We start from the raw sequence: 25479 nt of genomic DNA, 5'->3' as shown, positions 1-25479 counted from the left end.
GAGCGTCACACGAGGAGCTGGTGCTTGGCGAGTTCGCGGTAGAGCGGGACCTCGGTCACGAGGTCGCTGTGGGTGCCGACGCCGACCACCCGACCCTCCTCGAGGACGACGATCTGATCGCTGTCGACGACGGTCGAGAGCCGGTGCGCGATTACGATGAGTGTGCGTCCCGTCGCGACCGCGTCGATGGCCTCGCGCATCATCTGCTCGTTGACGCCGTCGAGGCTCGAGGTCGACTCGTCCAACAACAGGATCGGGGGAGCAGCGAGGATGGCGCGCGCGATCGCGAGGCGTTGCCGCTCGCCACCCGACAACATGATGCCGTCCTCGCCGACCGGGGCGGCGAGACCGAGCGGGTTGCGGTCGAGGACCCCGCCGAGGTTGACCGCGTGCAGCACGCGCTCGCAGTCGGCGTCGCTCGCATCCGGTGACGACAGCAGCAGGTTGTCGCGCAGCGTGCCGGCGAGGACCGGGGCGTCCTGCTCCACGTACCCGATCTGGTCCCGGAGGTCGGCGCGGGGGATCGTGCGGATGTCGACGCCGCCCAGGCGGATGGCACCGGCCGTCGGGTCGTAGAACCGTTCGATGAGCCCGAGGATGGTGCTCTTGCCGGCGCCGGACGGTCCGACGAGCGCCGTACGCCTGCCCTGCATCGCCGCGAAGGACACTCCACGGAGCACCTGCCGACCGAGCGCGGACTGCGCCTCGGTGAGTCGGGCGGCATCGGCGGCGACGACCTCCGGCGCGCTGCTGCCCTCACTCAGCGCCTCGGTCGCGAGCGCCTCCGCTGCGGCCCGTTCGCGCTCGATGACCGCCGCGTCCGGGTAGGCGAACTCGACCCCGTCGAACTCGATCGCCGGCGCGGACGCTGAGGCGGTCCCGGGACGCCCGACCCGCGCGGCGATGGCCGCGTCGTCATCGCCCTCGTCGGGCAGGTCGAGGATCTCCTGGATCCGGCCGAGCGCTCCGAGCGCCTGGTTGACGCTCGTGATCGCGCCGAAGGCCTGGCCGAGCGGCATGATCATCATGAACAGGAAGAGGATGAACGCGACGAGACTCGCGATGGTGATGGCCCCGGACGCGACCCGGAACCCACCGACGCCCAGGACGACCAGGAACGAGGTCTGCATGGCGATGCCGGCGACCGGGACGACCAGCGAGGAGATCTTCGCGATCCGCACGCCGACGCCGTAGACCTCCTTGGCCACGCCGTCCACCGCGTCGATCTCGCGGTCGGTCGCGTTGGACGCCCGGACGGTGCGGATGGAGCTGATGGCGCGCTCGACCGCGGCGGCGAGCTCGCCCACCTTGGTCTGCTGCTCGCGGCTGGCGACGCGGATGCGTCCGCTCAGGGCGACGACCACGACGACCGAGACGATGACGACGAGGAGGGTGAGACCCAGCAGGACGGGGTCGATGATCGCCATCGCGATGAGTGCGCCGAGGAAGGTGATGGCACCGCCGACGGCGTCTACGAAGCCCTGCGTCAGGACGGCGTAGAGCATGGTCGTATCACTGCCGACCCGCGAGACGAGGTCGCCGGTGCGGCGCGTGTCGAACTGGCTGATCGGCAGCCGGAAGATGCGCGCGATCAGCTGGCGCCGGGAGGAGTACACGACCCCGGTGCCGGCGCGCTGGAGGAGGTAGTGCTGGTACCCGCTGATGACGCCGGAGACCACGACGAGCCCGACGAGGAGCCACGCCAGGTTGCCGAGCGACCGGCCCGCCTCGACGACCCCGATCACCTGGCTGACGATGAGCGGCTGGGCGAGTGACGCGGCCGCTCCGATGACGCTCAGGATGATGACGACGATGAGGATCGAGCGGTGCTCGAAGATGTACGGCATGAGCTGCTTGAGGCTCGCGCGGGGACCGTCGTCCTTCGGTCGGCTGAACGGGTTGCGGCTGCGTGCCGGGCGCGCTGGGGTGCTCATGGTGCTCTTCCTCCGAGGTGCGGTGCGCGGCTCCGAGACGTCCATGGCGACGGCGCACCGTGGTTCAACTCTAGGCGACGGTCGCACGCGCCGAGCCCGAAGCCGACGCACCGAGCGCGGACGCACCGAGGGCCGGTGTGCGGAGACGTCCTCCACGCACCGGCCCTCGGTGGTCGCCTCGATCAGGCGTCGATGTCGACGTCCTTGGTCTCCTTGGAGACGATGAGGGCGACGAGCGTGATCAGGGCCATCGCCGAGAGGTAGACGCCGACCCAGAACGGGCTGCCGCCGCCGGCGCTCCACAGCGCGACGGCGATGAACGGTGCGACCGCGGCACCGAGGATCGACGACACGTTGTAGGAGATCCCGGACCCGGTGTACCGCACGTTCGTCGGGAACAGCTCGGGCAGCAGGGCGCCCATCGGTCCGAAGGTGAACCCCATGAGGCTGAATCCGATGATGAGCCAGATCATGACCCCGGTGAACCCGGCGCCGAGCAACGGGACCCAGACGAGACCGAACACGAGGATCGCGCTCGTCACGACGATGAGCGTCTTGCGGCGTCCGTACTTGTCGGCGAAGGGACCGGACACGAGCGTGAAGATCCCGAAGAAGACCACGCCGGCGATGAGCATGAGCACGAAGGTCGTGTAGCTGTAGCCGAGCCCGGCGACCGGGGCGTCGAGTGGCGCACGGCCGTAGCTCAGGGAGAACGTCGTCATCAGGTAGAAGAGCACGTAGGTGGCGAGCATGAAGAAGGTGCCGAGGAGCAGCTTGCGCCAGTGCAGCTTGACGACGCTCGCGAGCGGCGACCGCTGCACCTTGCCCTGCTCCTTCGCGTTCGTGAACGCGTTGCTCTCGACGAGACGGAGACGGACCCAGAGGCCGACGATGACCATGACGACGGAGAAGAGGAACGGGATGCGCCAGCCCCACTCGAGGAACGCCTCGGACGGCATGGACGGGTCGTCGCTCGGGAGGATCGCCGCGATGATCAGGAACAGTCCGTTGGCGATGATGAAGCCGATCGGCGCACCGAGCTGCGGGAACGTGCCGAACAGGGCACGCTTGCCGGTCGGCGCGTTCTCCGTCGCGACGAGGGCGGCGCCCGACCATTCGCCGCCGAGCGCGAAGCCCTGACCGATGCGGAGGATCACGAGGAGCAGCGGGGCGACCCAGCCGACGAGCTGGTAGGTCGGCAGCAGACCGATGAGGAAGGTCGCGATCCCCATGGTGAGGAGGGCGCCGACGAGGGTCGCCTTCCGACCGCGTTTGTCGCCGAGGTGCCCGAAGATGACGGCACCGACGGGGCGGGCCACCATCGCGGCGCCGAACACGGCGAAGGAGGCGAGGAGACCCGCGGTCGGGTCCTCACTCGGGAAGAAGAGGTGCGGGAAGACGAGGACGGCGGCCGTCGCGTAGACGTAGAAGTCGTAGAACTCGATCGTCGTGCCGATGAGGCTGGCGAGGACGACTCGGGAGCGCGGATTGACCGGGGCCTTGGTGACTGGGGTTGCTTCGAGAGACATGCGTGCGCGTTTCGGTTCGGGAATGGACGCCGTCGAAGCATCAGCACCGGTCGCGCACGCCCGCCGACGACGGCAGGATCAGAGGTTCGCCCGCTTGTGGCAGGACCATGACACTGTACGCCGAAGTACGGCATTCCGGTATTCGGTTGCCCGGAAGGGCGTATACCGATACCGGAATGCCGCGTGATGCGCCTCTGCTCGGGTCAGCCGCGCAGCTCGCGGAGGACGATCGCGGTCGCGACGGCGGCATCGGCGGCCTCCGCCCCCTTGTCCTCCTTCGACCCGGGCAGCCCTGCGCGGTCGAGCCCCTGCTTCTCGTCGTCGAGGGTGAGGACGCCGAAGCCGACGGGCTTGCCCGTCTGGATGCTGACCTGCGTGAGGCCACTCGTCGCGGCGTCGGAGACGTACTCGAAGTGCGGCGTGCCGCCACGGATGATGACCCCGAGCGCGACGACCGCGTCGGCCCCGGCCTCGAGGGCGGCCTTGGCGACGACCGGGAGTTCGAAACTCCCGGGGACCCGCACGAGGCGGTGGTTGGCGCCGCTCGCATCGAGGGCCTTGACTGCTCCGGCGATGAGACCGTCGGTGATGGTCTCGTGCCAGGTGCCGGCGATGACGACGATGTCGAGGCCGGTGCCGTCGACGCTGATGGTGGGGGATCCTTCGCCGCTCATGCGGTCTCCTGTCTTCTACCCTCGAGCGCGTCGAGGGGGTTGGTGGTGTTCTCGCTCCTCGAGGGAATCGAGGGCGGCGGTGGACTACTGGTGGGGGTGCGGTTCCGGTGCGAGCTCGAACCCGATGCTGTGGCCCATGCGGTCGCGCTTCGTCTCGAGGTAGCCCTCGTTGAACAGGCCGACGCCGACCACCAGCGGGACGCGCTCGCTCACGGCGATGCCGTGGTTCGTGAGCTGTCGCTCCTTCTCCGGGTTGTTCGAGAGCAGGCGCACGGAGGTGATGCCGAGGTCCGTCAGGATCGCGCTCGCCGCCGTGTAGTCGCGGGCGTCGGCCGGCAACCCGAGCGCGAGGTTGGCGTCGAGGGTGTCGAGACCGTCCTCCTGCAACCGGTAGGCGCGCAGCTTGTTGACGAGGCCGATGCCGCGCCCTTCGTGCCCGCGCAGGTAGACGACGACACCGCCGTGGCGCTGGATGGTGTCCAGAGCACTGTCGAGCTGAGGACCGCACTCGCACTTGAGCGAGCCGAACGCCTCGCCGGTCAGGCACTCGGAGTGGACGCGCACGAGCGCACCGGTGGCCTGCGGGTCGCCGGCGATGATGGCGACGTGGTCGGCACCGGTCCTGCGGTCGCGGTAGGCGCGCAACCGGAACGAGCCGTGCGTCGTCGGGACGGTCGTCTCCACCTCGAACGACACGTTCGACGATTCGGGGATGGCCGCCTGGGCGGCGCGTTCCTCGGCGCAGACCGCAGCCGCATCGGGGTTCTCCTCGAGGAAGGCGATGAGTGCGGCGATCGTCGTGACGAGCACGCCCTCCCGCTCCCCGAGCGCGATGAGGCCGGGCAGGCGCATCATCTCGCCGTCGTCGGCGACGATCTCGGAGATCGCCCCGACGGGGACCAGCCCCGCGAGCTTCATGAGGTCGACGGCCGCCTCCGTGTGGCCGTCGCGCTCACGCACCCCGCCGTCGACGGCGCGCAACGGGACGATGTGTCCGGGGCGCGAGAGACTGGCGGGCACGGACGCCGGGTCGGCGAGCACGCGCAGGGTGTGGGCGCGGTCGGCGGCGCTGATGCCGGTGCTGAGCCGGTCGGCCGCGTCGACCGTGACGGTGTACGCGGTGCCTCTGGGGTCCTCGTTGAGCGCGACCATCGGCGGGAGGGCCAGTCGGTCGGCGATCTCGTTCGTCATCGGTGCACAGATGAATCCGGAGGAGTGTCGGACCGTCCACGCGATCCACTCCTGGGTGGCGGACTCCGCGGCGAGGATCACGTCGCCCTCGTTCTCTCGCCCTTCGTCGTCGGCCACGATGACCGGTCGGCCCTGGCGGAGTGCCGCGAGGGCCTCCGGGATGCTGGCGATGCTCATGCGTTGCCCCTTCCGGTGGCGGTGGTGCCGACCGGGTCCGCGGACTGCGGATCCTGGCCGATGCTGCTGGGGAATGCCGACTCGAGACGGCTGAATGCGAGCATGCGCTCGACGTGCCGGGCGAGGATGTCGGTCTCGAGGTTCACACGATCGCCGGGGACCCGCTCACCGAGCGTCGTCGCGGCCAGCGTCTCGGGGATGAGGGACACCTCGAACCAGGCTTCCGGTGCGTCCGGTGCGCTGATGGCGCTGACGGTGAGCGAGACGCCGTCGACGGTGATCGATCCCTTGTCGACGACGAGCGGCGCGAGTGCCGCGGGGAGCGAGACGCGCACGACGCGCCAGGCCTCGCCGGGCACCGTGGCCAGGACGGTGCCGGTGCCGTCGACGTGACCTTGGACGATGTGGCCACCGAGGCGGTCGCCGACGCGGGCCGCGCGTTCGAGGTTGACCGGAGATCCGACCGTGACGCCGTCGAGGGAGCTCATCGCGAGGGTCTGGGCCATGACGTCGGCCGTGAACGTCTCGCCGGTCTGCTCGACGACGGTGAGGCAGACACCGCTCACGGCGATGGAGTCCCCGTGCCTGGTGCCCTCGAGGGCGAGCGGGCCGCTGACGGTGAACCGTGCCGAGTCCTCGCCGTGGTCGATGGCGACGATCGTGCCAAGTTCTTCGATGATGCCCGTGAACATGGGTGGTCCGTTCTCTGGGGGTCAGGCGGTGAGGTGGCGGGCGGCCGAGGCGGAGGCGCTGCGGTCGGGTGTCGTGATGACGAGGAGGTCGTCGCCGAGTGGTTCGACGCCGACGGTGGTGAGGCGGATCGCTTCGCCGATGGTGTCGACACCGAGGTCGCCGATCGCGAGGCGAGGGCCGCCGAGGAGCACCGGGGCGAGGTAGGTGAGGACCGTGTCGGCGAGTCCTGCGCGGAGGAACGCCGTGGCGATGGTCGGGCCGCCCTCGATGAAGACGCTCCGGACGCCCACGGCGCGGAGCTCGGCTAACAGCGCAGCCGGATCATGCCCGTGGTGGACGACGACCGGCCGGGGGTGGCGGTGGACGGCGGCGTCCAGGGGGATCTGGCGACCGCCCATGACGACGGGCAATGGCTGCTCGGGCAGGAGGTCGCCGCGGTCGTCGCGAGCGGTGAGGCTCGGATCGTCGGCGAGGACCGTCCCCGTGCCGACGAGGATCGCATCGTGGGCGGCCCGTCGACGGTGGACGTCGTCGCGCGCGGCGTCGCCGGTGATCCAGCGGCTCGTGCCGTCGCTCGCGGCGATCCGCCCGTCGAGACTCGAGGCCCACTTCACCGTGACGAGCGGACGGCCGAGGCGGGCGGTGGTGAGCCAGTCACCGAGGAGGTCCTCCGCCGGTCCGGCGAGCACACCGCCGACGACGGTGACGCCGCCGTCGCGGAGTCGTTCGGCTCCACCTCCGGAGTGGTGGCCGGGGTCGTCCACGGCGAACACGACGCGCTCGACAGCGGCCTCGAGGAGGGCGACGGCACACGGTCCGGTCCGGCCCGTGTGGTTGCAGGGTTCCAGGGTGACGACGGCCGTCGCGCCGCGGGCCGCTCCGGGAGCGAGGCGGGACAGGGCGTCGACCTCCGCATGCGGGGTGCCGGCTCCACGGTGCCAGCCCTCGGCGATCACGGTGCCGTCAGCGTCGAGGATGACGCAGCCGACGCGGGGGTTGACCCCGCGGGCGGGGCCGTTGGCGGCGAGTTCGAGCGCGCGCAGCATGGCCTGCTCCTCGCGGACACTCGCCTGCGGTGCCTCGGTTCCTGCGCTCATCTGTCCGTCATCTCGGTCGGTACTGACACGAGTTCCGGGGTCGCGGGCAGGTGCTCGCCGGCGTCGACCATCGGCCGACACCCGTGCTTCCTTCCATCCGGACTCGAACGCCGCCTGCGAGCAGACGCGTTCATAACCGTCGGTCCTGGAGTTCCACCAGGTCAACCGGGCCTCGCTTGCGCGAGACACGGGTCGCGGACTATCACCGCCGGTTCGGACTCTCACCGACCCCGGAGCACGTTACGTGTTGTCGATTCTAGGTCAACGGGCTGAGTGGGTGCCCTATTCCCGGTTCGGATGACGCCCGGTTGCGGCGCCTGATGCGGCCGGGGTCAGCGCTGGGCGTCGTGCTGGTCGATCGCCGCGCGGGCCGTTCCCTCGTCGACCACGAGGTCGGAGATGAGCCCGCCCGCCAACGCCCCGAGGAGCGGGGGCACCTTGGCGGCTCCGGCGACCACGCAGATCCGACGGGAGACGCCGCGCAGCACGTCGAGGTCGGGCCCGGACGCACGATTGTTGAAGGGGATGTCGCGCCAGGAACCGTCGGCGCGGAAGAACACGGTCGCGACGTCCCCGACCGCGCCGGCGCTCGCGAGCGCCTCGAAGTCGCTGTCGTCGAGGTAGCCGCCGACGTAGACGTGGCTGGGCACCCCCGAGAGCTGCGAGCCGAGACCGAACAGCGCGACGTCCATGCGGCGTTGGATCTCGAGCACGCGTCGGATGCTGCGTTCCCGCCAGAGGGCCAGCTTGGTCGACGGGTCGTCGAAGAAGGCGGGCACCGCGAACTGCTGCGCGTAGGCCCCGTAGGCGTCCGCGTACCGATGCAGGATCTCACTCGCGTAGAGGATGCCCGAGGTGCGCGTGTTGGCCGCACCGTTCAGCTGGACGATCTGCGAGTTGTGGGTCCGCTTGGGGGTGAGGTGCCTCGCCACCGCACTCACGGTCGAGCCCCATGCCAGGCCGAGCGTCATGTTCGAGTCGAACACCGAGCCGAGAAAACGTGCAGCCGAGAGGGCGACCCGCTCCAGGCGGTCGATGTCGCTCGTGTGGTCGGGGACCGGGACGATGTGGGCGGTCACGCCGAAGCGGTCGCGGAACTCCGCCTCGAGCCGCGACGGCATGTCGTGCGGGGAGCGCACCTGGATGTCGACGAGCCCGCTTTCCCGCGCATATCCGAGCAGGCGGGAGACCGACGACCGGGAGGTGTGGAGCTCTTGGGCGATGGCCTCCATGGTGAGGTCCTGCACGTAATACAGCTGTGCGGCACGGAGCGCCTCGGCCGTCCGGTCCGGCTGGCTGAGCGCGTCTGCGAGCGACATCGGGTCTCCTTGCACGTTTGTTCACTAGGGCTGTTCAGAGTTGCAGCGGGTGTCACGATGTATTCAGTCACATCATTCAGCGGCGCGCAATCCCGGCAGCGTCGCGTACCAACCGCGAAGAAGCGAGGCATCTCATGTCCCTCAAGTCGTCAGCTCCCCGTTCCACCGTCCAGTCCGTCATCGACCGCCCGCAGGCGTCGGTGCTCATCATCGGCGGCGGCATCAACGGCATCGCGACCTTCCGCGACCTCGCGCTCCAGGGCGTCGACGTCACGCTCGTGGAACGCAACGACTGGGCCTCCGGCGCCTCCGCCGCGTCGAGCCACATGATCCACGGCGGCATCCGGTACCTCGAGAACGGCGAGTTCCGCCTCGTCCAGGAGTCGGTGCAGGAGCGCAACGGGCTCATCAAGATCGCCCCGCACTACGTGAAGCCGCTCGAGACCACGGTCCCGATCTTCTCGACCTTCTCCGGCATCCTCTCCGCACCGCTGCGCTTCCTCACCCACAAGCAGGGCAAGCCGCAGGAGCGTGGCGCGCTGCTCATCAAGGTCGGCCTCACCGCGTACGACTCCTTCTCCCGTGACGGCGGTAGCGTGCCGCGTCACCGCTTCCACGGCCGGAAGAAGTCCCTCGCCGACCTGCCGAAGATGAACCCGGGCCTCAAGTACACGGCGACCTACTACGACGCCTCCATGCACGACCCGGAGCGTCTCGCACTCGACGTCCTCATGGACGGCCTCGCCGCCGGCCCGCACGCCCGCGCCGTCAACTACGTCGAGGCGGTCGGCATGGGAGCCGACGGCGTCGAGCTCCGCGACACCGTCACCGGCCAGACCTTCACCGTGACGAGCGACGTCGTGGTCAACACCTCCGGCCCCTGGACCGACCTCACGAACGCCGGCCTCGGCGAGCCGACGACCTACATGGGCGGCACGAAGGGCTCGCACATCGTCCTCGACAACCCGGAGCTCTACGCGGCCACCAAGGGGCGCGAGATCTTCTTCGAGCACGAGGACGGCCGCATCGTCCTCATCTACCCGCTCAAGGGCAAGGTCATGGTCGGCACGACCGACATCGACGCCGACCCGAGCACCCCGAGCGTCTGCACCGAGGAGGAGGTCGACTACTTCTTCGACCTCGTGAAGCACGTCTTCCCGACCATCGCGACCTCGCGCGAGCAGATCGTCTACCGGTTCTCCGGCATCCGCCCGCTCCCGAAGCACGACGACGAGGCCCCCGGCTTCGTGTCGCGCGACTACCGGATCGAGCGCCGGGCCGCCGCTGCACGTCCGTCCACCACCGTCTTCAGCCTCGTCGGTGGCAAGTGGACCACCTTCCGGGCCCTCGCCGAGCACCTCAGCACGGACGTGCTCAACACCATCGGGGCGCCGCGCCCCGTGGAGACCCTCGGCCTCGCGATCGGCGGCGGCGCCGGCTTCCCGCGCACCGACTCGGCGACGCGCACCTGGGTCGCCGGGCACGAGGACGGCACCGGTGCCAAGCGTGCCGAGCAGCTGCTGGGCCGGTACGGCACGAAGGCCGCCGCACTCCTCGAGCACCTGTCGGAGCACGGCGACGACCGCTTGCAGGGCGCTGCCGACTACAGCGTGCAGGAGCTGGAGTACCTGGTCGAGCAGGAGCAGGTCGTGCACCTCTCCGACGTGCTGCACCGTCGCACGAGCCTCGCCTTCACCGGATCGCTGACCGCCGGCCTCGTCGACGAGATCGCCCGCGTCGTCGGCGGTGTCCTCGGGTGGGACGACGCCGAGCGGACGGCGCAGATCACCGCAGCGCTCGACCGCCTGCGCGACGCCCACCAGGTCGACCTCCGGGTCGACGCCGCCAAGGAGGCCCCGGCGTTCTCATAATGCACGAATGTGCAGGCAAGACCCTTGTCCTGTGCAACAGGAGCTGGCTACCTTACAAGCAACTGGTCAGTGCAACCTCGCCCAGCGGGGGCTCGCGCCTCGGCGTCGGCCCCCACACGGCCACACCTATGAAAGGTCAATGAAGACATGAACCTCGGAACCATCTTCCTCTCCGAGACCGTGGGGACGGCGATGCTCGTCCTCCTCGGTACCGGTGTGGTCGCCACGGCGATCCTCACGAAATCCAAGGGCCTCGGTGGCGGCTGGCTGCTCATCAACTTCGGTTGGGGCCTCGCGGTCTTCGCCGGTGTCACGGTGTCCTACGCCTCCGGCGGACACCTGAACCCCGCCGTCACGATCGGCTTCCTCACCACGGGGTCGATCGACTTCGGTACGGCGCTCGTCTACTGGGCGGCGCAGATGGTCGGTGCCTTCATCGGTGCCGTGCTGACGTACTTCGCCTTCAAGCAGCACTTCGACCAGGAGGAGGACCCGGGCAAGAAGCTCGGTGTCTTCTCGACCGGTCCGGAGATCCGCAGCTACGGCTGGAACCTCGTGACCGAGGTCATCGCGACCTTCGTCCTCGTCTTCGTCGTGATGTCCTTCGGCAAGACCGGCCCCGACGCGGTGGTCATCGAGGGCGTCCCCGGGGGACTCGCAGCCCTGGGCGCCCTTCCCGTCGCCCTGCTCGTCGTCGGTATCGGTGCCTCCCTCGGTGGCCCGACGGGCTACGCGATCAACCCGGCACGTGACCTCGGTCCGCGCATCGCCCACGCCCTCCTCCCCATCAAGGGCAAGGGCAAGAGCGACTGGTCCTACGCCTGGGTGCCGGTCGTCGGCCCCCTGCTCGGTGGTGTCCTCGCGGCCCTCGCCTCGATGGTGCTGCTCCCGGCCGTCTGACCTGACGCTGCGGCGGTGACCGGACACGATCACCGCCGCGGCACCCCGGGGTACCGGTTCCGGTGCCTCACCTCGCAACGCACGCAACGAAGGAGTATCCAATGGCGGACTACGTCATCGCAATCGACCAGGGGACGACGAGTTCCCGGGCCATCGTCTTCGACAAGAGCGGATCGATCGTCTCAACGGGCCAGCTCGAGCACGAGCAGATCTTCCCGAAGGCCGGCTGGGTCGAGCACAACCCGAACCAGATCTGGAACAACACCCGCGAGGTCATCGGCCAGGCGCTCAGCAAGGCCAACATCACCCGGCACGCCATCGCGGCCATCGGCATCACGAACCAGCGCGAGACCGCCGTCGTCTGGGACAAGACCACCGGTCAGCCCGTCTACAACGCGATCGTCTGGCAGGACACGCGCACCCAGGACATCGTGAACCGCCTCGCTGCGGACGGCGGCGTCGAGCGCTTCAAGAAGACCGTCGGCCTGCCGCTGGCGACCTACTTCTCCGGCACGAAGATCGTCTGGATCCTCGAGAACGTCGAGGGTGCTCGCGAGAAGGCCGAGGCAGGCGACCTCCTCTTCGGCACGACCGACAGCTGGGTCATCTGGAACCTCACCGGTGGTGTCAACGGCGGCGTGCACGTCACCGACGTCACCAACGCCTCGCGCACGCTCTTCATGGACCTCGAGACCCTGCAGTGGGACGACGAGATCCTCAAGGCGTTCGGCGTCCCGAAGTCGATGCTCCCGGAGATCAAGAGCTCCTCCGAGATCTACGGCCACGCGTCCGACGACAGCCTCCTCCGCGAGACGCCGATCGCCGGCATCCTCGGCGACCAGCAGGCGGCGACCTTCGGGCAGGCCGCCTTCCAGCAGGGCGAGGCCAAGAACACCTACGGCACCGGTAACTTCATCATCTTCAACACCGGTGAGGAGATCGTCCACTCCGAGAACGGTCTGCTGACGACGCTCGGCTACAAGCTCGGCGACGCGAAGCCGCACTACGCGCTCGAGGGTTCGATCGCCGTGACCGGTTCGCTCGTCCAGTGGCTGCGCGACAACCTCGGCATGTTCTCCTCCGCTCCCGAGGTCGAGGCGCTCGCCAAGACCGTCGAGGACAACGGTGGCGCGTACTTCGTGCCGGCGTTCTCCGGGCTGTTCGCGCCGTACTGGCGTCCGGACGCCCGCGGTGCGCTCGTCGGGCTCACCCGGTACGTCAACAAGGGCCACATCGCCCGGGCCGCCCTCGAGTCGACCGCGTTCCAGACGGCCGAGGTCATCGACGCCGTCAACGCCGACTCGGGTGTCCCGCTGACGGAGCTCAAGGTCGACGGCGGCATGACCGCCAACGACACGCTCATGCAGTTCCAGGCCGACATCCTCGGTGTGCCGGTCATCCGACCGGTCGTCGCCGAGACCACGGCGCTCGGCGCTGCCTACGCGGCCGGTCTCGCCGTCGGCTTCTGGTCCGACCTCGACGACCTCGCGAAGAACTGGCAGGAGGACAAGCGCTGGGAGCCCAACATGGACTCCGCGGAGCGCGACCGCCTCTACCGCAACTGGAAGAAGGCCGTCACGAAGACCTTCGACTGGGTCGACGACGACGTGCAGTAGTCCCGACCGACCGGAACGGCCCGTCCTCCTCGCGGAGGGCGGGCCGTTCTGTCGTCCGTCCTCGTGCCGCTTCCCGCAGGGTGCACCTGCGCACAACTCCTGCAGCTTGAGGACCGACTCGGGAGCAACCGCGCCATTCCGCCTGCCCGCGCCGACCGGGCCGGTCAGGCGCAGGAGTTCTGCGCGAACTCGCTGCCTCCCGCGAGACTCGCTCCGACCCCATCTCGTCGAGATGGGTGTCCCACATGCGCATAACTCCTGCTCCTCGCTGCTGCGGCGCCTCCCTGGGGTCGATCCTGAGCGTTGGCCAGTGGCCAGCAGGAGTTGTGCACCGCGCGCGACGGTGACGCCCTGACCGTGACCCTCCTCCACAGTGCTCCCGTAGTCCTCGACCGACGACGACGCAGCCGCGTGAGACCGACCGCTCGATCGGTGCCCCGAACCTCGATGGATGGACAGTGCAGCTTCTGGTCACACGATCCTCACCCGCTCGACGCTTCTCGAGGAAGGTATGCGACCGCGTGAGATCACCCAGGCGGTGCGTGACGGAACGATCGTTCGCGTGCGGCGCGATCGATACGCGCTCCCCGGAGTACACGATGACATCCGTGCCGCAGTGCGCATCGGGGGGAGGCGAGCGTGCCTGTCCACCCTGGCCGCCCGTGGTGTGTTCGTGTTCGACGCCACCCGGGTCCATGTGCATGTGGACCGCAGCGCCTCACGACTTCGCGGACCGCGGGCGGAGGACCGACGGCTGGCTACCAGTGATCGACGGGAGTTCACTCTCCACTGGCGACCGCTTGATCAGCCGTGCGGCACGTTCGACTGCGACGTGTCGATCATCGACGCACTGGCCCAGTCCATCCGGTGCCAGTCGCCGCGGATGGCACTCGCGACGCTCGACAGCGCGGTCCATCTCGGGTTGGTGGATGAGCCCGACCTCCGACGAGTCTTCGCCCTGGTGCCCGAACGCTTTCGTGCGCTCATGGCGTTGATCGATGGACGCGCCGAGTCAGGTCCGGAGACACTCCTGCGCTTGATCGTCCGCAGCCTCGGTCTGTCGTACGAAGTGCAGCCCCGTCTGGCGGAGGGGGGACGCGGTGATCTCCTGGTGGCTGAGTCATTGTTGATCGAGGTCGACAGTCGAGCCCATCATGAGGGGTGGGCGCACGCCGTCTCCGACCGCACCCGCGACCTCAGAGCCGCCTCGCGCGGGCTGATGACGTTGCGACCGCTCTACCAGCACGTGGTGCATGAGCCCGGGCTCGTCGCGGCAGCGATCACCGGTCTGATCGGGGACGTACGCACAACTCCTGCTCACCGCGTGGGTACTCCACGGGCCGCGCGGTGAGTGCGGTGTGTGCGGGCTTGCGGACAGTGACGAGCAGGAGTTGCGAACGGACCGCGGGATCAGGCGGGGCGGAGGAGTCCGACGCGGTCGTAGACCTCGGCGAGGGTCTGCTCGGCGACCTCGGTCGCGCGCGCGGCGTTGACCGCGAGCAGGCGGTCGAGCTCGGCGGGGTCGTCGAGGAGCTCGAGCGCGCGCGCACGGACCGGCTCGAGTTCGCCCACGACGACCTCGGCGAGGCCCTTCTTGAGGTCGCCGTAGCCACGACCCTCGAACTCGCCGACGACGGCCTCGATGGGGGAGCCGGTGATCGCGGAGTAGATGCTCAACAGGTTCGAGACACCGGGCTTCTCCTGTGCGTCGAAGGCGATGACGCCGTCGTTGTCGGTGACCGCACGCATGATCTTCTTCTGCGTGACCTTCGGCTCGTCGAGCAACCAGATGATCCCCGCCGGTGTCTCGGCGGATTTCGACATCTTCGACGTCGGGTTCTGGAGGTCGTAGATGCGTGCGGAGTCCTTCTGGATCTGCGCCTTCGGGACGACGAAGGTGTCGCCGAAGCGGGCGTTGAACCGCTCGGCGAGGTCGCGCGTGAGCTCGATGTGCTGCCGCTGGTCGTCGCCGACCGGCACGATGTCGGTCTGGTAGAGCAGGATGTCCGCCGCCATGAGGATCGGGTAGGCGAAGAGCCCGACCGACGAGGCGTCGCGCCCGTGCTTGGCCGACTTGTCCTTGAACTGCGTCATGCGCGCGGCCTCGCCCATGCCGGTGATCGTGTTGAGCACCCAGGCGAGCTGTGCGTGCGCCGGGACGTGCGACTGGACGTACAGGGTCGACGCGGAGGGGTCGATGCCTGCGGCGATGTACTGGGCGGCCGTGCGACGGGTCTTCTCGCGGAGCTCGGCGGGGTCCTGCGGCACCGTGATCGCGTGCAGGTCGACGATGCTGAAGAAGGCGTCGTGCTCCTGCTGCATCTGCTTCCACTGCAGGAGGGCACCGATGTAGTTGCCGAGGTGGAGCGAGTCGGCGGAGGGCTGCATGCCGGAGTACAGGCGTGGCTTGGTCATGTGGGTTCTCGCAGAGGGATGAGCGGCCGGAGCCGGGGCACGGAGTGGTGGGGTGGCGTGATGCCGGAGGGTCAGACGGCGTAGTCGACGACGACGGGGGCGTGATCGGACCATCGCTGGTCGTACGCCGCGGCGCGGTCGATCGTATAGCCGGACGCGAGGGCCGCGAGCTCGGGGGTGGCGAGCTGGTAGTCGATGCGCCAGCCGGTGTCGGTGTCGAAGGCCTGGCCGCGCTGGGACCACCAGGTGTAGGGACCGGGGACCTGGCCGGCGGACTGGCGCCCGATGTCGACCCAGCCGAGGCCGGTGCCGGTCACGCCGTCGACGCCCGTCACGGTCTCACCAGCCGGGCCGAGGTAGCGGTCGAAGTAGGACCGCTCCGCGGGCAGGAAGCCGGCACGCTTGACGTTGCCCTTCCAGTTCTTGATGTCGAGCTCGGTGTGGCCGACGTTGAGGTCGCCGACGACGAGGGACAGCGGGTTGTGCTCGCGCAGTGCCGGCAGCCGCTCGAGCATCGCCTCGAGGAAACGGAACTTCTCGACCTGCTTGGGGGTGTCGACCTCGCCGGAGTGCACGTAGGTGCTCACGACCGTGACGAGGGTGCCGTCGATGTCGAAGTCGGCCTCGATCCACCGACCCGCACTGTCGAAGTCATCGGCTCCGAGGGCGACGCGGTGGATGCCCGCCGAGCGACGGCTGACGATCGCGACTCCGGCACGCCCCTTGGCGGTCGCGGCATCGTGCAGGATGTTCCACTCCGGTCCGAAGAGCGTCTCGAGGTCGCTCGTCGCAGCGCGGACCTCCTGCAGGGCGAGGATGTCGACCCCGCGGTCTTCGAGCCAGTCGCCCATCCCCTTGCGGAAGGCCGCGCGGACTCCGTTGACGTTGACACTGGCGATGCGGAGGGGTGCAGACATGCCTCCAGCTTAGTCGCGGGGGCCGACAACGCCCTGGCCCCGGCGTCCGCCCTGGCGTCGGCGATGAGGTGGGTCCGACGCGTCCGCCGCTGGCGACTCGGGGGCTTCGCCGTGCTCTCGGATGAGGTCGGCCGAGGCCTCCTCGGCGTGCCGGACGCGCCGGCGGGCGAACCAGACCGCCGGGCCCTTGGCGCGCCGGAGGGATTCGCGAGCCTCCCGCAGTTCCGCCTCGGCGATCAGCGTCCTGGCCGCCAGCTCTTCGGCCGCCTGCTCCTCCGGCGTCGTCGTGCGCACACTGATGCCCTGGTCGTCGAGCCCCACGGCGATCCAGGCGGCGGAGGCGAGGATGACGCGGCTCACGAGGTTGAACCACAGCATGAGGCCGATGAACACCGCGAAGGTCGCGAGCAACGGGTTCCGGGAGGCCCCGGCGATCACCGCACTGCTCGCGACGCTCAGGAGTGAGAGCACCAGGCTGCCGAGGAGCGCGCCTCCGAAGAGGTTGCGCCACGGGATCCGGATCCGGCTGAGCACGCGGTACATGGCGCCGAGGGTGACGAGGTTCACGACCACCGCGACGACCAGCCCGACGACCCGGCTGCCGACGGTCACCCAGAAGGTGCCCTCCAAGCCGACCAGTGACAGCAGCCAACTGAGTGCCTGTGTGCTGGCGACCGACAGCGTCGCGGAGACGAGGAGGAGGACGCCGAAGGCGAGTGCCAGCACGAGGTCGACGACCTTGAGCAGGAAGAAGCTGGCCGCGACCTTCGGTAGCGCGAAGATCGACCTGACCGCCTGCCGGGTGTAGTACAGCCAGCCGATCGCCGTCCAGATGAGACCGACGGCGGCGATGACCCCGGTCCAGCCGAGCAGCGAGGCACTCGACAACTGCTCCTCGGCGATGATGCCTTCGCCGTCGGTGCCGATGAGGCCGGGGACGGCGCGGTTGATGATCTCCACCAGCGCCTGGAAGACCTCGGCGTTGTTGCCGAGCCAGATGCCGGTGATGGCGAATCCGACGTAGACCGCGGCGAACACGGCGAAGACGGCCTGGAAGCTGATCCCGGCGGCCAGGAGGTTGCCGTCCATGGCGAGATACCGATGGATGACGCGATAGGGCTTCAGCCGCATGACCCACGTCGTGGCGCGCTCCGCTCTCGCCGCGCGGGGCGCGAGCCGTCGGATGAACGGGTTCTCGCTGTTCTGGATCCATTGGAACACGAGTGGCGGTGGCGTCTGTTGGAGCCGCACCCTGGGGGTCGTACCGGCGTCCGGCGCGTCGGCGGAGTCCTTCCTCGGCGCACGCGGATTGGTCACCGGACCAGCCTACAAGCGGGCCGGACCGGGGGAGAGGCGGTGCACTAGGGTCGAACCATGCGCGAGGCGGAGGGGCAACGCACGTTCACCGGCACCGGCGTCGGACGCGGCGTCGTCGCCGGTCCCGTGCTCCGCATGCCGGAACCGCTGCCCGAACCGAGCGCCGACCCGTTCGGCGGGGACGTCACGCTCGAACAGGCGCGGGCCGTCGCGGCGCTCAGCGCGACGCGGGCCGACCTCGAGGACCGGGCTCGACGAGCCGGCGGACATGCGCAGGACGTGCTCGAAGCGCAGGCGGTCATGGCGGACGACCCGGCGCTCGCGGAGGACGTCGCAACGCGCATCGCGGCGGGGCGTTCCGCGGAGCGCGCCGTGTTCGAGGCCCTGGCGACGGTCCAGCAGGTCCTCTTCAACCTGGGGGAGCCGATGGCGGCGCGCGCGACCGACGTCGGTGACGTCTCGCAACGGGTCATCGCGCGGTTACTGGGCCGACCTGTCCCCGGACCTCCCGAGTCGGACGAGCCGTTCGTCCTCGTCGCCACGGACCTCGCTCCGGCAGACGCCGCGCTCCTCGATCTCGAGCGGGTGCTGGCACTCGTCACGAGTGGCGGCTCGGCGACCTCGCACACGGCCATCCTCGCGCGCGAGCAGTCACTCATCGCCGTCGTGGGCGTGGCAGGAGCCGAGCAGTTCGAGGACGGTGAGATCGTCCTCGTCGACGCCGGAGCCGGGGTCGTCACCGGGTCGCCGACGAAACGCGAGGTGCGGTCCGCCAGGTCCACCGCGGCCGAGCGCGTGCGGGTCTCACCGCGCTCACCGGGCGAACTCGCTGACGGCACCCCGGTGCCCCTGCTCGCGAACCTCGGGTCCGTCACCGGTGCGGCCGGTGCCCTGGCCCTCGGCGCCGAGGGGGTCGGGCTGTTCCGCACCGAGCTGCTCTTCCTGGACCGCGCGGAGGCGCCGGGCGTCGCCGAACAGGCTGACCGCTACGGCGAGTTGCTCGCGGCGTTCCCGGGCAAGCGGGTCGTCGTCCGGGTGTTCGACGCCGGAGCCGACAAGCCGCTCGCCTTCCTCCGACCGGACGAGGCCGAGGCCAACCCGGCGCTCGGGGTGCGGGGCATCCGGGCGCTCCGCGCACGTGACGAGGTGCTCCGAGACCAGCTCACGGCGCTCGCGCTCGCACAGGACGCCCACGAGGCGGACCTCTGGGTGATGGCCCCGATGATCGCCGACCTCCCCGAGGCCGCGGCGTTCGTGACCCTCGCGAAACGGCTCGGGCTCCGCACGGTCGGGACGATGATCGAGGTGCCGTCGAGTGCGCTGCTCGCCGCGCAGATCCTCGGGGTCGCGGACTTCGTGAGCATCGGCACCAACGATCTGACGCAGTACACGCTCGCGGCGGACCGTCTCCTCGGGCCGCTCGGCTCGTATCAGGACCCGTGGCACCCCGCCGTGCTGCGGCTCGTCAAGCTCGTCGGCGACGCCGGTCTCGCCTCCGGGCGCTCGATCGGCGTCTGCGGGGAGGCGGCAGCGGACCCGGCCCTCGCGGTCGTGCTCGTCGGCCTCGGGGCGACGAGTCTCTCGGTCACCCCGTCCGCGCTCGGCGACGTCCGGAGCGAGTTGCGACGCTACACGCTCGAGGCGGCTCGTGCCATGGCCATGGACGCCCTGAGCGCCGCGTCACCGGCTGAAGCCAGAGCTGCCGCGCTGGCCTGACGTCGCTCGACGAACAGGTCGCCCTGCACGAACACGTCCGGCCCAGCGCAGTGCGCTGGGCCGGACGGATGAACCGGGTGTGGGCTAGGAGACCTTGCCGGAGATCATGGCCTGCTTGACCTCGGCGATCGCCTGCGTGACCTGGATGCCGCGGGGGCACGCCTCGGTGCAGTTGAAGGTGGTGCGGCAGCGCCACACGCCCTCCTGGTCGTTGAGGATGTCCAGGCGGACCTGCGACGCGTCGTCGCGGGAGTCGAAGATGAAGCGGTGCGCGTTCACGATCGCCGCCGGGCCGAAGTACTGGCCGTCGGTCCAGAACACGGGGCACGACGAGGTGCACGCGGCGCACAGGATGCACTTCGTGGTGTCGTCGAAGCGGGCGCGCTCGGCGACCGACTGCACGCGCTCCTTGTTCTTCTCCGCAGGCTTGCCGGGCATGAGGAACGGCTGCACCTCGCGGAACGACGCGAAGAAGGGGTCCATGTCGACGACGAGGTCCTTCTCGAGCGGCAGGCCCTTGATCGCCTCGACGTAGATCGGCTTCGAGATGTCGAGGTCCTTGATCAGCGTCTTGCAGGCGAGGCGGTTCCGGCCGTTGATCCGCATGGCGTCGGAGCCGCAGATGCCGTGCGCGCAGGAGCGACGGAACGTGAGGGTCCCGTCCTGCTCCCACTTGATCTTGTGGAGCGCGTCCAGGATGCGATCCGTCGGGAACATCTCGACGTCGAAGTCCTCCCAGCGCGGCTCGGCGTCCACGTCCGGGTCGAATCGACGGATGATCAGGGTGACCGTGAAGGACTGGATCTCCTCCGGTGCCGCGGCCGGCGGGTTCTCGAGCGTTGCAGTGCTCATCGCTAGTACTTCCTCTCCATCGGCTGGTACCGCGTGATGACCACGGGCTTCCAGTCGAGTCGGATGTGGTCGGCCGCGTCGGACGAGTGCGGGTCGCCGGACAGGTACGCCATCGTGTGCTTCATGTAGTTCTCGTCGTCGCGCTTCGGGTAGTCGTCGCGCATGTGACCGCCACGGCTCTCCTGACGGTTGCGAGCGGAGTAGACGACGACCTCGGCGAGGTCGAGCAGGAAGCCCAGCTCGATCGCCTCGAGGAGGTCCGTGTTGAAGCGCTTGCCCTTGTCCTGGACGGCGATGTTCTGGTACCGCTCGCGCAGGTTGTGGATGGTGGCGGTGACGCCGGCGAGGGACTCGTCGGTCCGGAACACCTGGGCGTTACGGTCCATCTCCTCCTGCAGCTCCTTGCGGATCGTGGAGATCCGCTCGGTGCCGTTGGAGTTCCGCATCTGCTCGATGAGGCCGGAGACGAAGCCGGCGGGGTTCTCGGGCAGTGGCGTGAAGTCGACGCCCTGGACGTACTCGACGGCGTTGTTGCCGGCGCGCTTGCCGAACACGTTGATGTCGAGGAGCGAGTTCGTGCCGAGCCGGTTCGAGCCGTGGACGGACACGCACGCGCATTCGCCGGCCGCGTACAGGCCGGGGACGACGGTGTTGTTGTCGCTCAGGACCTCGGCCTTGACGTTCGTCGGGATGCCGCCCATGGCGTAGTGCGCGGTCGGCATGACCGGGACGGGCTCCGTCACCGGGTCGACGCCGAGGTAGGTGCGCGCGAACTCGGTGATGTCGGGCAGCTTGGTCTCGAGGACCTCGGCACCGAGGTGGGTGCAGTCGAGGTAGACGTAGTCCTTGTTCGGCCCGGCACCGCGGCCTTCCGCGACCTCCTGGACCATGCAGCGCGCGACGATGTCTCGCGGGGCGAGGTCCTTGATGGTCGGGGCGTACCGCTCCATGAAGCGTTCACCGCTCGCGTTCCGGAGGATCGCACCCTCACCTCGCGCTCCCTCGGTGAGGAGGATGCCGAGACCGGCGAGGCCGGTGGGGTGGAACTGGAAGAACTCCATGTCCTCGAGCGGGAGACCCTTGCGCCAGATGATCCCGACGCCGTCGCCCGTGAGGGTGTGGGCGTTCGAGGTCGTCTTGTAGATCTTGCCGAAGCCACCGGTGGCGAAGATGACCGCCTTCGCCTGGAAGACGTGGATCTCGCCGGTGGAGAGCTCGTACGCGACCACACCGGACGGCTTGTCGACGCCGTCGACGTTCGTCATGATCAGGTCGAGCGCGTAGTACTCGTTGAAGAAGTTGATGCCGAGGCGGACGCAGTTCTGGAACAGCGTCTGCAGGATCATGTGGCCCGTGCGGTCGGCCGCGTAGCAGGCACGGCGGACCGGCGCCTTGCCGTGGTCGCGGGTGTGGCCGCCGAAGCGACGCTGGTCGATCTTGCCCTCGGGGGTGCGGTTGAACGGCAGACCCATGTTCTCGAGGTCGATGACCGCGTCGATGGCCTCCTTCGCGAGGATCTCCGCCGCATCCTGGTCGACGAGGTAGTCGCCTCCCTTGATGGTGTCGAAGGTGTGCCATTCCCAGCTGTCCTCCTCGACGTTCGCGAGCGCAGCGGCCATACCGCCCTGCGCCGCTCCCGTGTGGGACCGCGTCGGGTAGAGCTTGGAGATGACGGCCGTCTTCGCTCCGGGGCCGGCCTCGATCGCGGCGCGCATGCCGGCACCGCCGGCACCGACGATCACGATGTCGAACTGGTGGTAGTGGATGCCGTCGATGACGGTGGACTCGGTGGTTTCTGTAGTCACGGTTTCCGTTGCTCGGTCTCGGTTGCTCAGTTGGCGGGGCAGAACGACGCGAGCAGGTCTGCAGGTGCGCCGGCGGGGCACGGGTCGAAGGTGAAGACGACCAGGGTCCCGAGGATGATGAGGATGGTGACGGCGGCGAGGATCGCGACCTTGAGGACACCGCGGATCGTGCGACCCGTGGCGTAGTCGTTGACGATGGTGCGCATGCCGTTTCCGCCGTGGATCAGTGCGAGCCACAGCATGGCGACGTCCCACCACTGCCAGAAGGGGTTCGACAGCTTGCCGCCGACGAAGGCGAAGTCGATGGCCTTGATGCCGTCGCCGACCATGAGGTTGACGAACAGGTGGCCGAAGATGAGGACCAGCAGGATCACGCCGGAGACGCGCATGTAGATCCAGCCCCACTTCTCCCAGTTGACGCCCTTACGGCGCGCGGGACGAGCGGGGGTGCGGGGAGCGGCGATCGTCGTCATCAGTGGCCCATCTCGCTGAACACGTTGATCAGGTGGCGCGGCGTGAAGCCGAGCATCGTCACGACCCAGAGACCGATGACGATCCAGAACATGGGCCGCTGGTACTTGGTGCCCTTCGACCAGAAGTCGATGAGGATGATGCGGATGCCGTTGTACGCGTGGTAGGCGATGGCGGCGACGAGCGCGACCTCGCCGAGCCCCATGATGGGGTTCTTGTACGTGCCGATGACGGCGTTGTACGCCTCGGGGGAGACCCGCACCAGCGCGGTGTCGAGGACGTGCACGAGGAGGAAGAAGAAGATGGCGACGCCGGTGATCCGGTGGAGCACCCACGACCACATGCCCTCACGGCCCCGGTACAGGGTGCCGGCCGGGCGTTTGGATGTCGTGGATTCCAACGGTGACGTTCGCGTGAGACTCGCGGTCACGAGGTCCTCCCTGATAGTCGCTATCTGCGGCAGATCGTTCTGCCGTGCGGGGGTTGTTGCCTGCCGTGCGTCGAATCGGCGCGCTGGACCAAGTGTAGGCGTGGGATGCGCGGTCCCGCCGCTAAGGCTGGCCTAACTGTCTCGACGTCGAGAGAGGCCGGACATCTGCGCGACGACCGGGCGACACCGGGTGTTCACAACCAGTTCCGTCGCTTGAACACCTTGTAGAGAATGACGCTCGTGGTGGCCATGAGCGCGAGCGCCATCGGGTAGCCGAACCACCACGACAACTCCGGCATGTGGGTGAAGTTCATGCCGTAGATCCCCGCGATGAGACTGGGGCCGAACAGGATGGCGGCCCAGGAGGAGATCTTCTTCACCTCGTCGCCCTGCTTGAGGCTCGCCTCGGTCATCTTCGCCATCTCCTCGTTCTGGCGTTGCCCGACGAGGGTGCTGTTCACGGTCAGGATGTCGCGCAACAGCTCCCGGTAGGCGTCGATCCGCTGGTTGACGCTCGTGAGGTGGTCGGCGACGTCGCGGAGGCCACGTTGCAGTTCGTCGGCGACCCCGTACTTCGCGCTGCCCTGCTCGAGCGACAGCATCACGTCGCTGAGCGGGTGCGTCGCCCGCTCGAAGGCGATGACCTCGCGGGAGAGTTGGTAGATACGGCGGGACACCTGGGACTCGCCGACGAAGACCTGCTCCTCGATCTCGTCGATGTCGTTCGAGAGCCCGGCGACCACCGGACCGTAGCCGTCGACGACGGCGTCGATGATGGCGTACAGGATCGCCTGCGGACCGTAGGCGAGGAGTTCGTGCTCCTGCTCCATCCGCGCCCGGACGTGCGACAGGTCGGGGGACTCGGCGTGCCGGAGGGTGATGACGAAGTTCGGACCGACGAAGACGTGCAGCTCGCCGAACTCGACGGTCTCGGTCTCGTCGACGTAGTTGGCGGCCCGGAGGACGACGAACAGGACATCGTCGTACCGCTCGATCTTCGGCCGCTGGTGCGCGGTGATGGCGTCCTCGACGGCGAGCGGGTGGAGACCGAACTCCGCAGCCAGGACGCCGAGCTCGCCGGCGTCGGGCCGGTAGAGCCCGATCCACGCGACGCCGTCCGGGGTCTCATGGAGCGCGCGGAAGGTGTCCTCGAGTGAGGTGAGCGTCGAGCTGCGGGAACCGTGGCGGTAGATGCAGGCGTTGACGATGCTGTTGCGGCCGTCCAGGTCCGCTGCGTCCGGCGGACCGACGGGGACCGGGGGAGCCTGCTTGCTGCCGAAGGACGGGATCGGGATCCCGAGGACGTTGCGTCCAGCCATGCTCGTACCGTTCTTTCTCGTGCTCGATCTGGCGCTCATCGTAAACCCGTCAGATGACGCTTCCGTGCCGTCGTCCTCAGGCTGGAGCCTGGCGGTACGCTCGGGGGATGACCACGCCCCTCGAACGCTTCTACGCAGTGATCCCGGCCGGCGGCATCGGCAGTCGTCTCTGGCCGCTCTCGCGAGCCGACGCACCCAAGTTCCTGCACGACCTCACCGGCTCCGGCAGCACGCTGTTGCGCGCCACCTGGGACCGCCTCGCGCCGATCGCCGGCGACCAGCGCATCATGGTCGTCACCGGGCGTGCGCACCGCGCGGCCGTCGAACAGCAGCTGCCCGACCTCGCCGACGCCAACGTGGTCCTCGAGAGCGAGCCGCGCGACTCGACCGCCGCGATCGGGCTCGCCGCAGCGATCCTCGTCCGTCGCGAACCCGACGTCATCGTCGGCTCGTTCGCCGCCGACCACGTGATCCGCGGCGACCGCCTGTTCCGCGCCGCGGTCGCCCAGGCCGTCACGGCCGCCGAGGAGCGCTACATCGTCACGATCGGCATCCAGCCCACGGAGCCCGCCATCGGCTTCGGCTACATCAAGAGCGCCCGCGACCTCGGCATCCGCGGGGCCGAAGGGGTCATGCTGGTCGACTCCTTCGTCGAGAAGCCCGACCTCGCCACGGCCAAGCGGTACGTCTCGAGCGGCGAGCACCTCTGGAACGCCGGGATGTTCATCTCGCGGGCCGACGTCCTCCTCGAGGAGATCGGTCGGCAGAAGCCCGAACTCCTCGCGGGCCTCCTCGAACTCGCCGAGGTCTGGGACGACGCGGCGGCCCGTGGCCCGGTCGTCGACCGCGTCTGGCCGGCGCTCGAGAAGATCGCGATCGACTACTCCGTGGCTGAGCCCGCCGCGGCCGCCGGTCGCATGGCCGTCGTGCCGGCGCACTTCGACTGGGACGACGTGGGCGACTTCGCCTCGCTCGCCAAGCTCAACTCCGGGGGGCGCAAGTCCGACCTCGCCATCCTCGGCGAGAACGCGCGGGTGCTGTCGGACGCCTCCAGCGGCATCGTCGTCAGCCAGACCGGTCGGGTCATCAGCCTCATCGGCGTGCAGGACATCGTCGTCGTCGACACCCCGGACGCCCTGCTCGTCACCACGAGCGCCAACGCGCAGCGGGTGAAGAGCGTCGTGGACGCCCTCAAGTTGTCCGGTCGCGACGACGTCCTCTGATCGGCGACCGACG

General features: G+C 69.0%; 21 protein-coding genes and 1 riboswitch. Of the genes, 6 read left to right on the top strand and 15 right to left on the bottom strand.

Annotated elements, in window-relative coordinates; genetic code table 11:
- Positions 1-5: 5 nt before the first annotated feature.
- The 7 genes from IFU30_RS19700 to IFU30_RS19670 form a co-directional block, all read right to left on the bottom strand.
- On the bottom strand, positions 6-1934 hold the full coding sequence (locus IFU30_RS19700; protein WP_192006837.1) for an ABC transporter ATP-binding protein: 1929 nt from the start codon (positions 1932-1934) through the stop codon (positions 6-8).
- A 182-nt stretch (positions 1935-2116) separates the two neighbouring features.
- Positions 2117-3463, bottom strand: a complete 1347-nt coding sequence (locus tag IFU30_RS19695; protein ID WP_079707347.1) for an MFS transporter — start codon at positions 3461-3463, stop codon at positions 2117-2119.
- A gap of 203 nt (positions 3464-3666) precedes the next feature.
- Positions 3667-4137: a 6,7-dimethyl-8-ribityllumazine synthase gene (ribH, locus tag IFU30_RS19690; RefSeq protein ID WP_079707346.1), complete on the bottom strand. Its 471-nt coding sequence runs from the start codon at positions 4135-4137 to the stop codon at positions 3667-3669.
- 84 nt (positions 4138-4221) lie between these two features.
- Complete coding sequence (ribA, locus tag IFU30_RS19685) at positions 4222-5505, bottom strand: GTP cyclohydrolase II (RefSeq protein WP_192006836.1); 1284 nt, start codon at positions 5503-5505, stop codon at positions 4222-4224.
- Entirely contained in the window at positions 5502-6197 is a 696-nt protein-coding gene (locus tag IFU30_RS19680; protein ID WP_192006835.1) for a riboflavin synthase, read from the bottom strand. The genes ribA and IFU30_RS19680 overlap by 4 nt, the downstream gene beginning before the upstream one ends.
- A gap of 21 nt (positions 6198-6218) precedes the next feature.
- Positions 6219-7295 carry a bifunctional diaminohydroxyphosphoribosylaminopyrimidine deaminase/5-amino-6-(5-phosphoribosylamino)uracil reductase RibD gene (gene ribD / locus IFU30_RS19675; RefSeq protein ID WP_249404933.1) on the bottom strand — a complete coding sequence of 359 codons (1077 nt, stop codon included), beginning with the start codon at positions 7293-7295 and terminating at the stop codon, positions 6219-6221.
- An 80-nt stretch (positions 7296-7375) separates the two neighbouring features.
- Positions 7376-7537: riboswitch (FMN riboswitch) on the bottom strand.
- Between the two features lie 90 nt (positions 7538-7627).
- Complete coding sequence (locus IFU30_RS19670) at positions 7628-8614, bottom strand: sugar-binding transcriptional regulator (RefSeq protein WP_064294816.1); 987 nt, start codon at positions 8612-8614, stop codon at positions 7628-7630.
- A gap of 134 nt (positions 8615-8748) precedes the next feature.
- On the opposite strand from IFU30_RS19670, the gene IFU30_RS19665 reads away from it, so the two are divergent.
- The 4 genes from IFU30_RS19665 (at position 8749) to IFU30_RS19650 (ending at position 14352) form a co-directional block, all read left to right on the top strand.
- Complete coding sequence (locus IFU30_RS19665; RefSeq protein ID WP_124769721.1) at positions 8749-10485, top strand: glycerol-3-phosphate dehydrogenase/oxidase; 1737 nt, start codon at positions 8749-8751, stop codon at positions 10483-10485.
- A 147-nt stretch (positions 10486-10632) separates the two neighbouring features.
- A complete protein-coding gene (locus IFU30_RS19660; protein ID WP_079002885.1) occupies positions 10633-11385 on the top strand; it encodes an MIP/aquaporin family protein in 753 nt (250 codons plus the stop codon).
- 101 nt (positions 11386-11486) lie between these two features.
- The gene (glpK, locus tag IFU30_RS19655; RefSeq protein ID WP_079707342.1) at positions 11487-13001 is read left to right on the top strand and encodes a glycerol kinase GlpK; all 1515 of its coding nucleotides are present in this window, start codon (positions 11487-11489) and stop codon (positions 12999-13001) included.
- 451 nt (positions 13002-13452) lie between these two features.
- A complete protein-coding gene (locus IFU30_RS19650; protein ID WP_192006834.1) occupies positions 13453-14352 on the top strand; it encodes a hypothetical protein in 900 nt (299 codons plus the stop codon).
- Positions 14353-14411: 59 nt separating this feature from the next.
- Here IFU30_RS19650 and trpS read toward each other — a convergent pair whose 3' ends face one another.
- From trpS to IFU30_RS19635, 3 genes are all read right to left on the bottom strand, one after another.
- Positions 14412-15416: a tryptophan--tRNA ligase gene (gene trpS, locus IFU30_RS19645; protein WP_079002883.1), complete on the bottom strand. Its 1005-nt coding sequence runs from the start codon at positions 15414-15416 to the stop codon at positions 14412-14414.
- Positions 15417-15487: 71 nt separating this feature from the next.
- A complete protein-coding gene (locus tag IFU30_RS19640) occupies positions 15488-16333 on the bottom strand; it encodes an exodeoxyribonuclease III (RefSeq protein WP_079707339.1) in 846 nt (281 codons plus the stop codon).
- Between the two features lie 9 nt (positions 16334-16342).
- Complete coding sequence (locus IFU30_RS19635; protein ID WP_192006833.1) at positions 16343-17650, bottom strand: YhjD/YihY/BrkB family envelope integrity protein; 1308 nt, start codon at positions 17648-17650, stop codon at positions 16343-16345.
- A gap of 57 nt (positions 17651-17707) precedes the next feature.
- Here IFU30_RS19635 and ptsP point away from each other — a divergent pair, with 57 nt between their 5' ends.
- The gene (ptsP, locus tag IFU30_RS19630; RefSeq protein ID WP_192006832.1) at positions 17708-19366 is read left to right on the top strand and encodes a phosphoenolpyruvate--protein phosphotransferase; all 1659 of its coding nucleotides are present in this window, start codon (positions 17708-17710) and stop codon (positions 19364-19366) included.
- 84 nt (positions 19367-19450) lie between these two features.
- On the opposite strand, the gene IFU30_RS19625 is transcribed toward ptsP, so the two are convergent.
- The 5 genes from IFU30_RS19625 to corA all read right to left on the bottom strand — a co-directional run bounded on the left by IFU30_RS19625 (position 19451) and on the right by corA (position 24243).
- Positions 19451-20218: a succinate dehydrogenase iron-sulfur subunit gene (locus IFU30_RS19625; protein ID WP_064294822.1), complete on the bottom strand. Its 768-nt coding sequence runs from the start codon at positions 20216-20218 to the stop codon at positions 19451-19453.
- Positions 20219-20220: 2 nt separating this feature from the next.
- Positions 20221-22023: a succinate dehydrogenase flavoprotein subunit gene (gene sdhA / locus IFU30_RS19620; RefSeq protein WP_086474106.1), complete on the bottom strand. Its 1803-nt coding sequence runs from the start codon at positions 22021-22023 to the stop codon at positions 20221-20223.
- A gap of 26 nt (positions 22024-22049) precedes the next feature.
- Positions 22050-22496 carry a succinate dehydrogenase hydrophobic membrane anchor subunit gene (locus IFU30_RS19615; RefSeq protein ID WP_064294824.1) on the bottom strand — a complete coding sequence of 149 codons (447 nt, stop codon included), beginning with the start codon at positions 22494-22496 and terminating at the stop codon, positions 22050-22052.
- On the bottom strand, positions 22496-22924 hold the full coding sequence (gene sdhC / locus IFU30_RS19610) for a succinate dehydrogenase, cytochrome b556 subunit (protein WP_255376691.1): 429 nt from the start codon (positions 22922-22924) through the stop codon (positions 22496-22498). Before sdhC ends, IFU30_RS19615 begins: the two co-directional genes overlap by 1 nt.
- A 194-nt stretch (positions 22925-23118) precedes the next feature.
- Positions 23119-24243, bottom strand: coding sequence for a magnesium/cobalt transporter CorA (gene corA / locus IFU30_RS19605; protein ID WP_071262530.1), 1125 nt, complete (start codon positions 24241-24243; stop codon positions 23119-23121).
- Between the two features lie 107 nt (positions 24244-24350).
- Here corA and IFU30_RS19600 point away from each other — a divergent pair, with 107 nt between their 5' ends.
- Positions 24351-25466, top strand: coding sequence for a mannose-1-phosphate guanylyltransferase (locus tag IFU30_RS19600; protein WP_064294827.1), 1116 nt, complete (start codon positions 24351-24353; stop codon positions 25464-25466).
- The last annotated feature ends 13 nt before the right edge of the window (positions 25467-25479 follow it).

Origin of the sequence: Plantibacter sp. CFBP 8798, from assembly GCF_014841195.1 — a bacterium.
In the GTDB taxonomy this organism is placed as follows: Bacteria; Actinomycetota; Actinomycetes; order Actinomycetales; family Microbacteriaceae; genus Plantibacter; species Plantibacter auratus.
This window is presented reverse-complemented; position numbering and strand designations above follow the sequence as displayed.

Coding starts and splice junctions, on each gene's coding strand:
- ptsP (WP_192006832.1), top strand. CDS start 17,708: ATGCGCGAGGCGGAGGGGCAACGCACGTTCACCGGCACCGGCGTCGGA.
- IFU30_RS19680 (WP_192006835.1), bottom strand. CDS start 6,197: ATGTTCACGGGCATCATCGAAGAACTTGGCACGATCGTCGCCATCGAC.
- ribH (WP_079707346.1), bottom strand. CDS start 4,137: ATGAGCGGCGAAGGATCCCCCACCATCAGCGTCGACGGCACCGGCCTC.
- IFU30_RS19700 (WP_192006837.1), bottom strand. CDS start 1,934: ATGAGCACCCCAGCGCGCCCGGCACGCAGCCGCAACCCGTTCAGCCGA.
- IFU30_RS19650 (WP_192006834.1), top strand. CDS start 13,453: ATGGACAGTGCAGCTTCTGGTCACACGATCCTCACCCGCTCGACGCTT.
- ribA (WP_192006836.1), bottom strand. CDS start 5,505: ATGAGCATCGCCAGCATCCCGGAGGCCCTCGCGGCACTCCGCCAGGGC.
- trpS (WP_079002883.1), bottom strand. CDS start 15,416: ATGACCAAGCCACGCCTGTACTCCGGCATGCAGCCCTCCGCCGACTCG.
- IFU30_RS19640 (WP_079707339.1), bottom strand. CDS start 16,333: ATGTCTGCACCCCTCCGCATCGCCAGTGTCAACGTCAACGGAGTCCGC.
- ribD (WP_249404933.1), bottom strand. CDS start 7,295: ATGAGCGCAGGAACCGAGGCACCGCAGGCGAGTGTCCGCGAGGAGCAG.
- IFU30_RS19665 (WP_124769721.1), top strand. CDS start 8,749: ATGTCCCTCAAGTCGTCAGCTCCCCGTTCCACCGTCCAGTCCGTCATC.
- IFU30_RS19615 (WP_064294824.1), bottom strand. CDS start 22,496: ATGACGACGATCGCCGCTCCCCGCACCCCCGCTCGTCCCGCGCGCCGT.
- IFU30_RS19695 (WP_079707347.1), bottom strand. CDS start 3,463: ATGTCTCTCGAAGCAACCCCAGTCACCAAGGCCCCGGTCAATCCGCGC.
- corA (WP_071262530.1), bottom strand. CDS start 24,243: ATGGCTGGACGCAACGTCCTCGGGATCCCGATCCCGTCCTTCGGCAGC.
- IFU30_RS19670 (WP_064294816.1), bottom strand. CDS start 8,614: ATGTCGCTCGCAGACGCGCTCAGCCAGCCGGACCGGACGGCCGAGGCG.
- IFU30_RS19660 (WP_079002885.1), top strand. CDS start 10,633: ATGAACCTCGGAACCATCTTCCTCTCCGAGACCGTGGGGACGGCGATG.
- glpK (WP_079707342.1), top strand. CDS start 11,487: ATGGCGGACTACGTCATCGCAATCGACCAGGGGACGACGAGTTCCCGG.
- IFU30_RS19625 (WP_064294822.1), bottom strand. CDS start 20,218: ATGAGCACTGCAACGCTCGAGAACCCGCCGGCCGCGGCACCGGAGGAG.
- IFU30_RS19600 (WP_064294827.1), top strand. CDS start 24,351: ATGACCACGCCCCTCGAACGCTTCTACGCAGTGATCCCGGCCGGCGGC.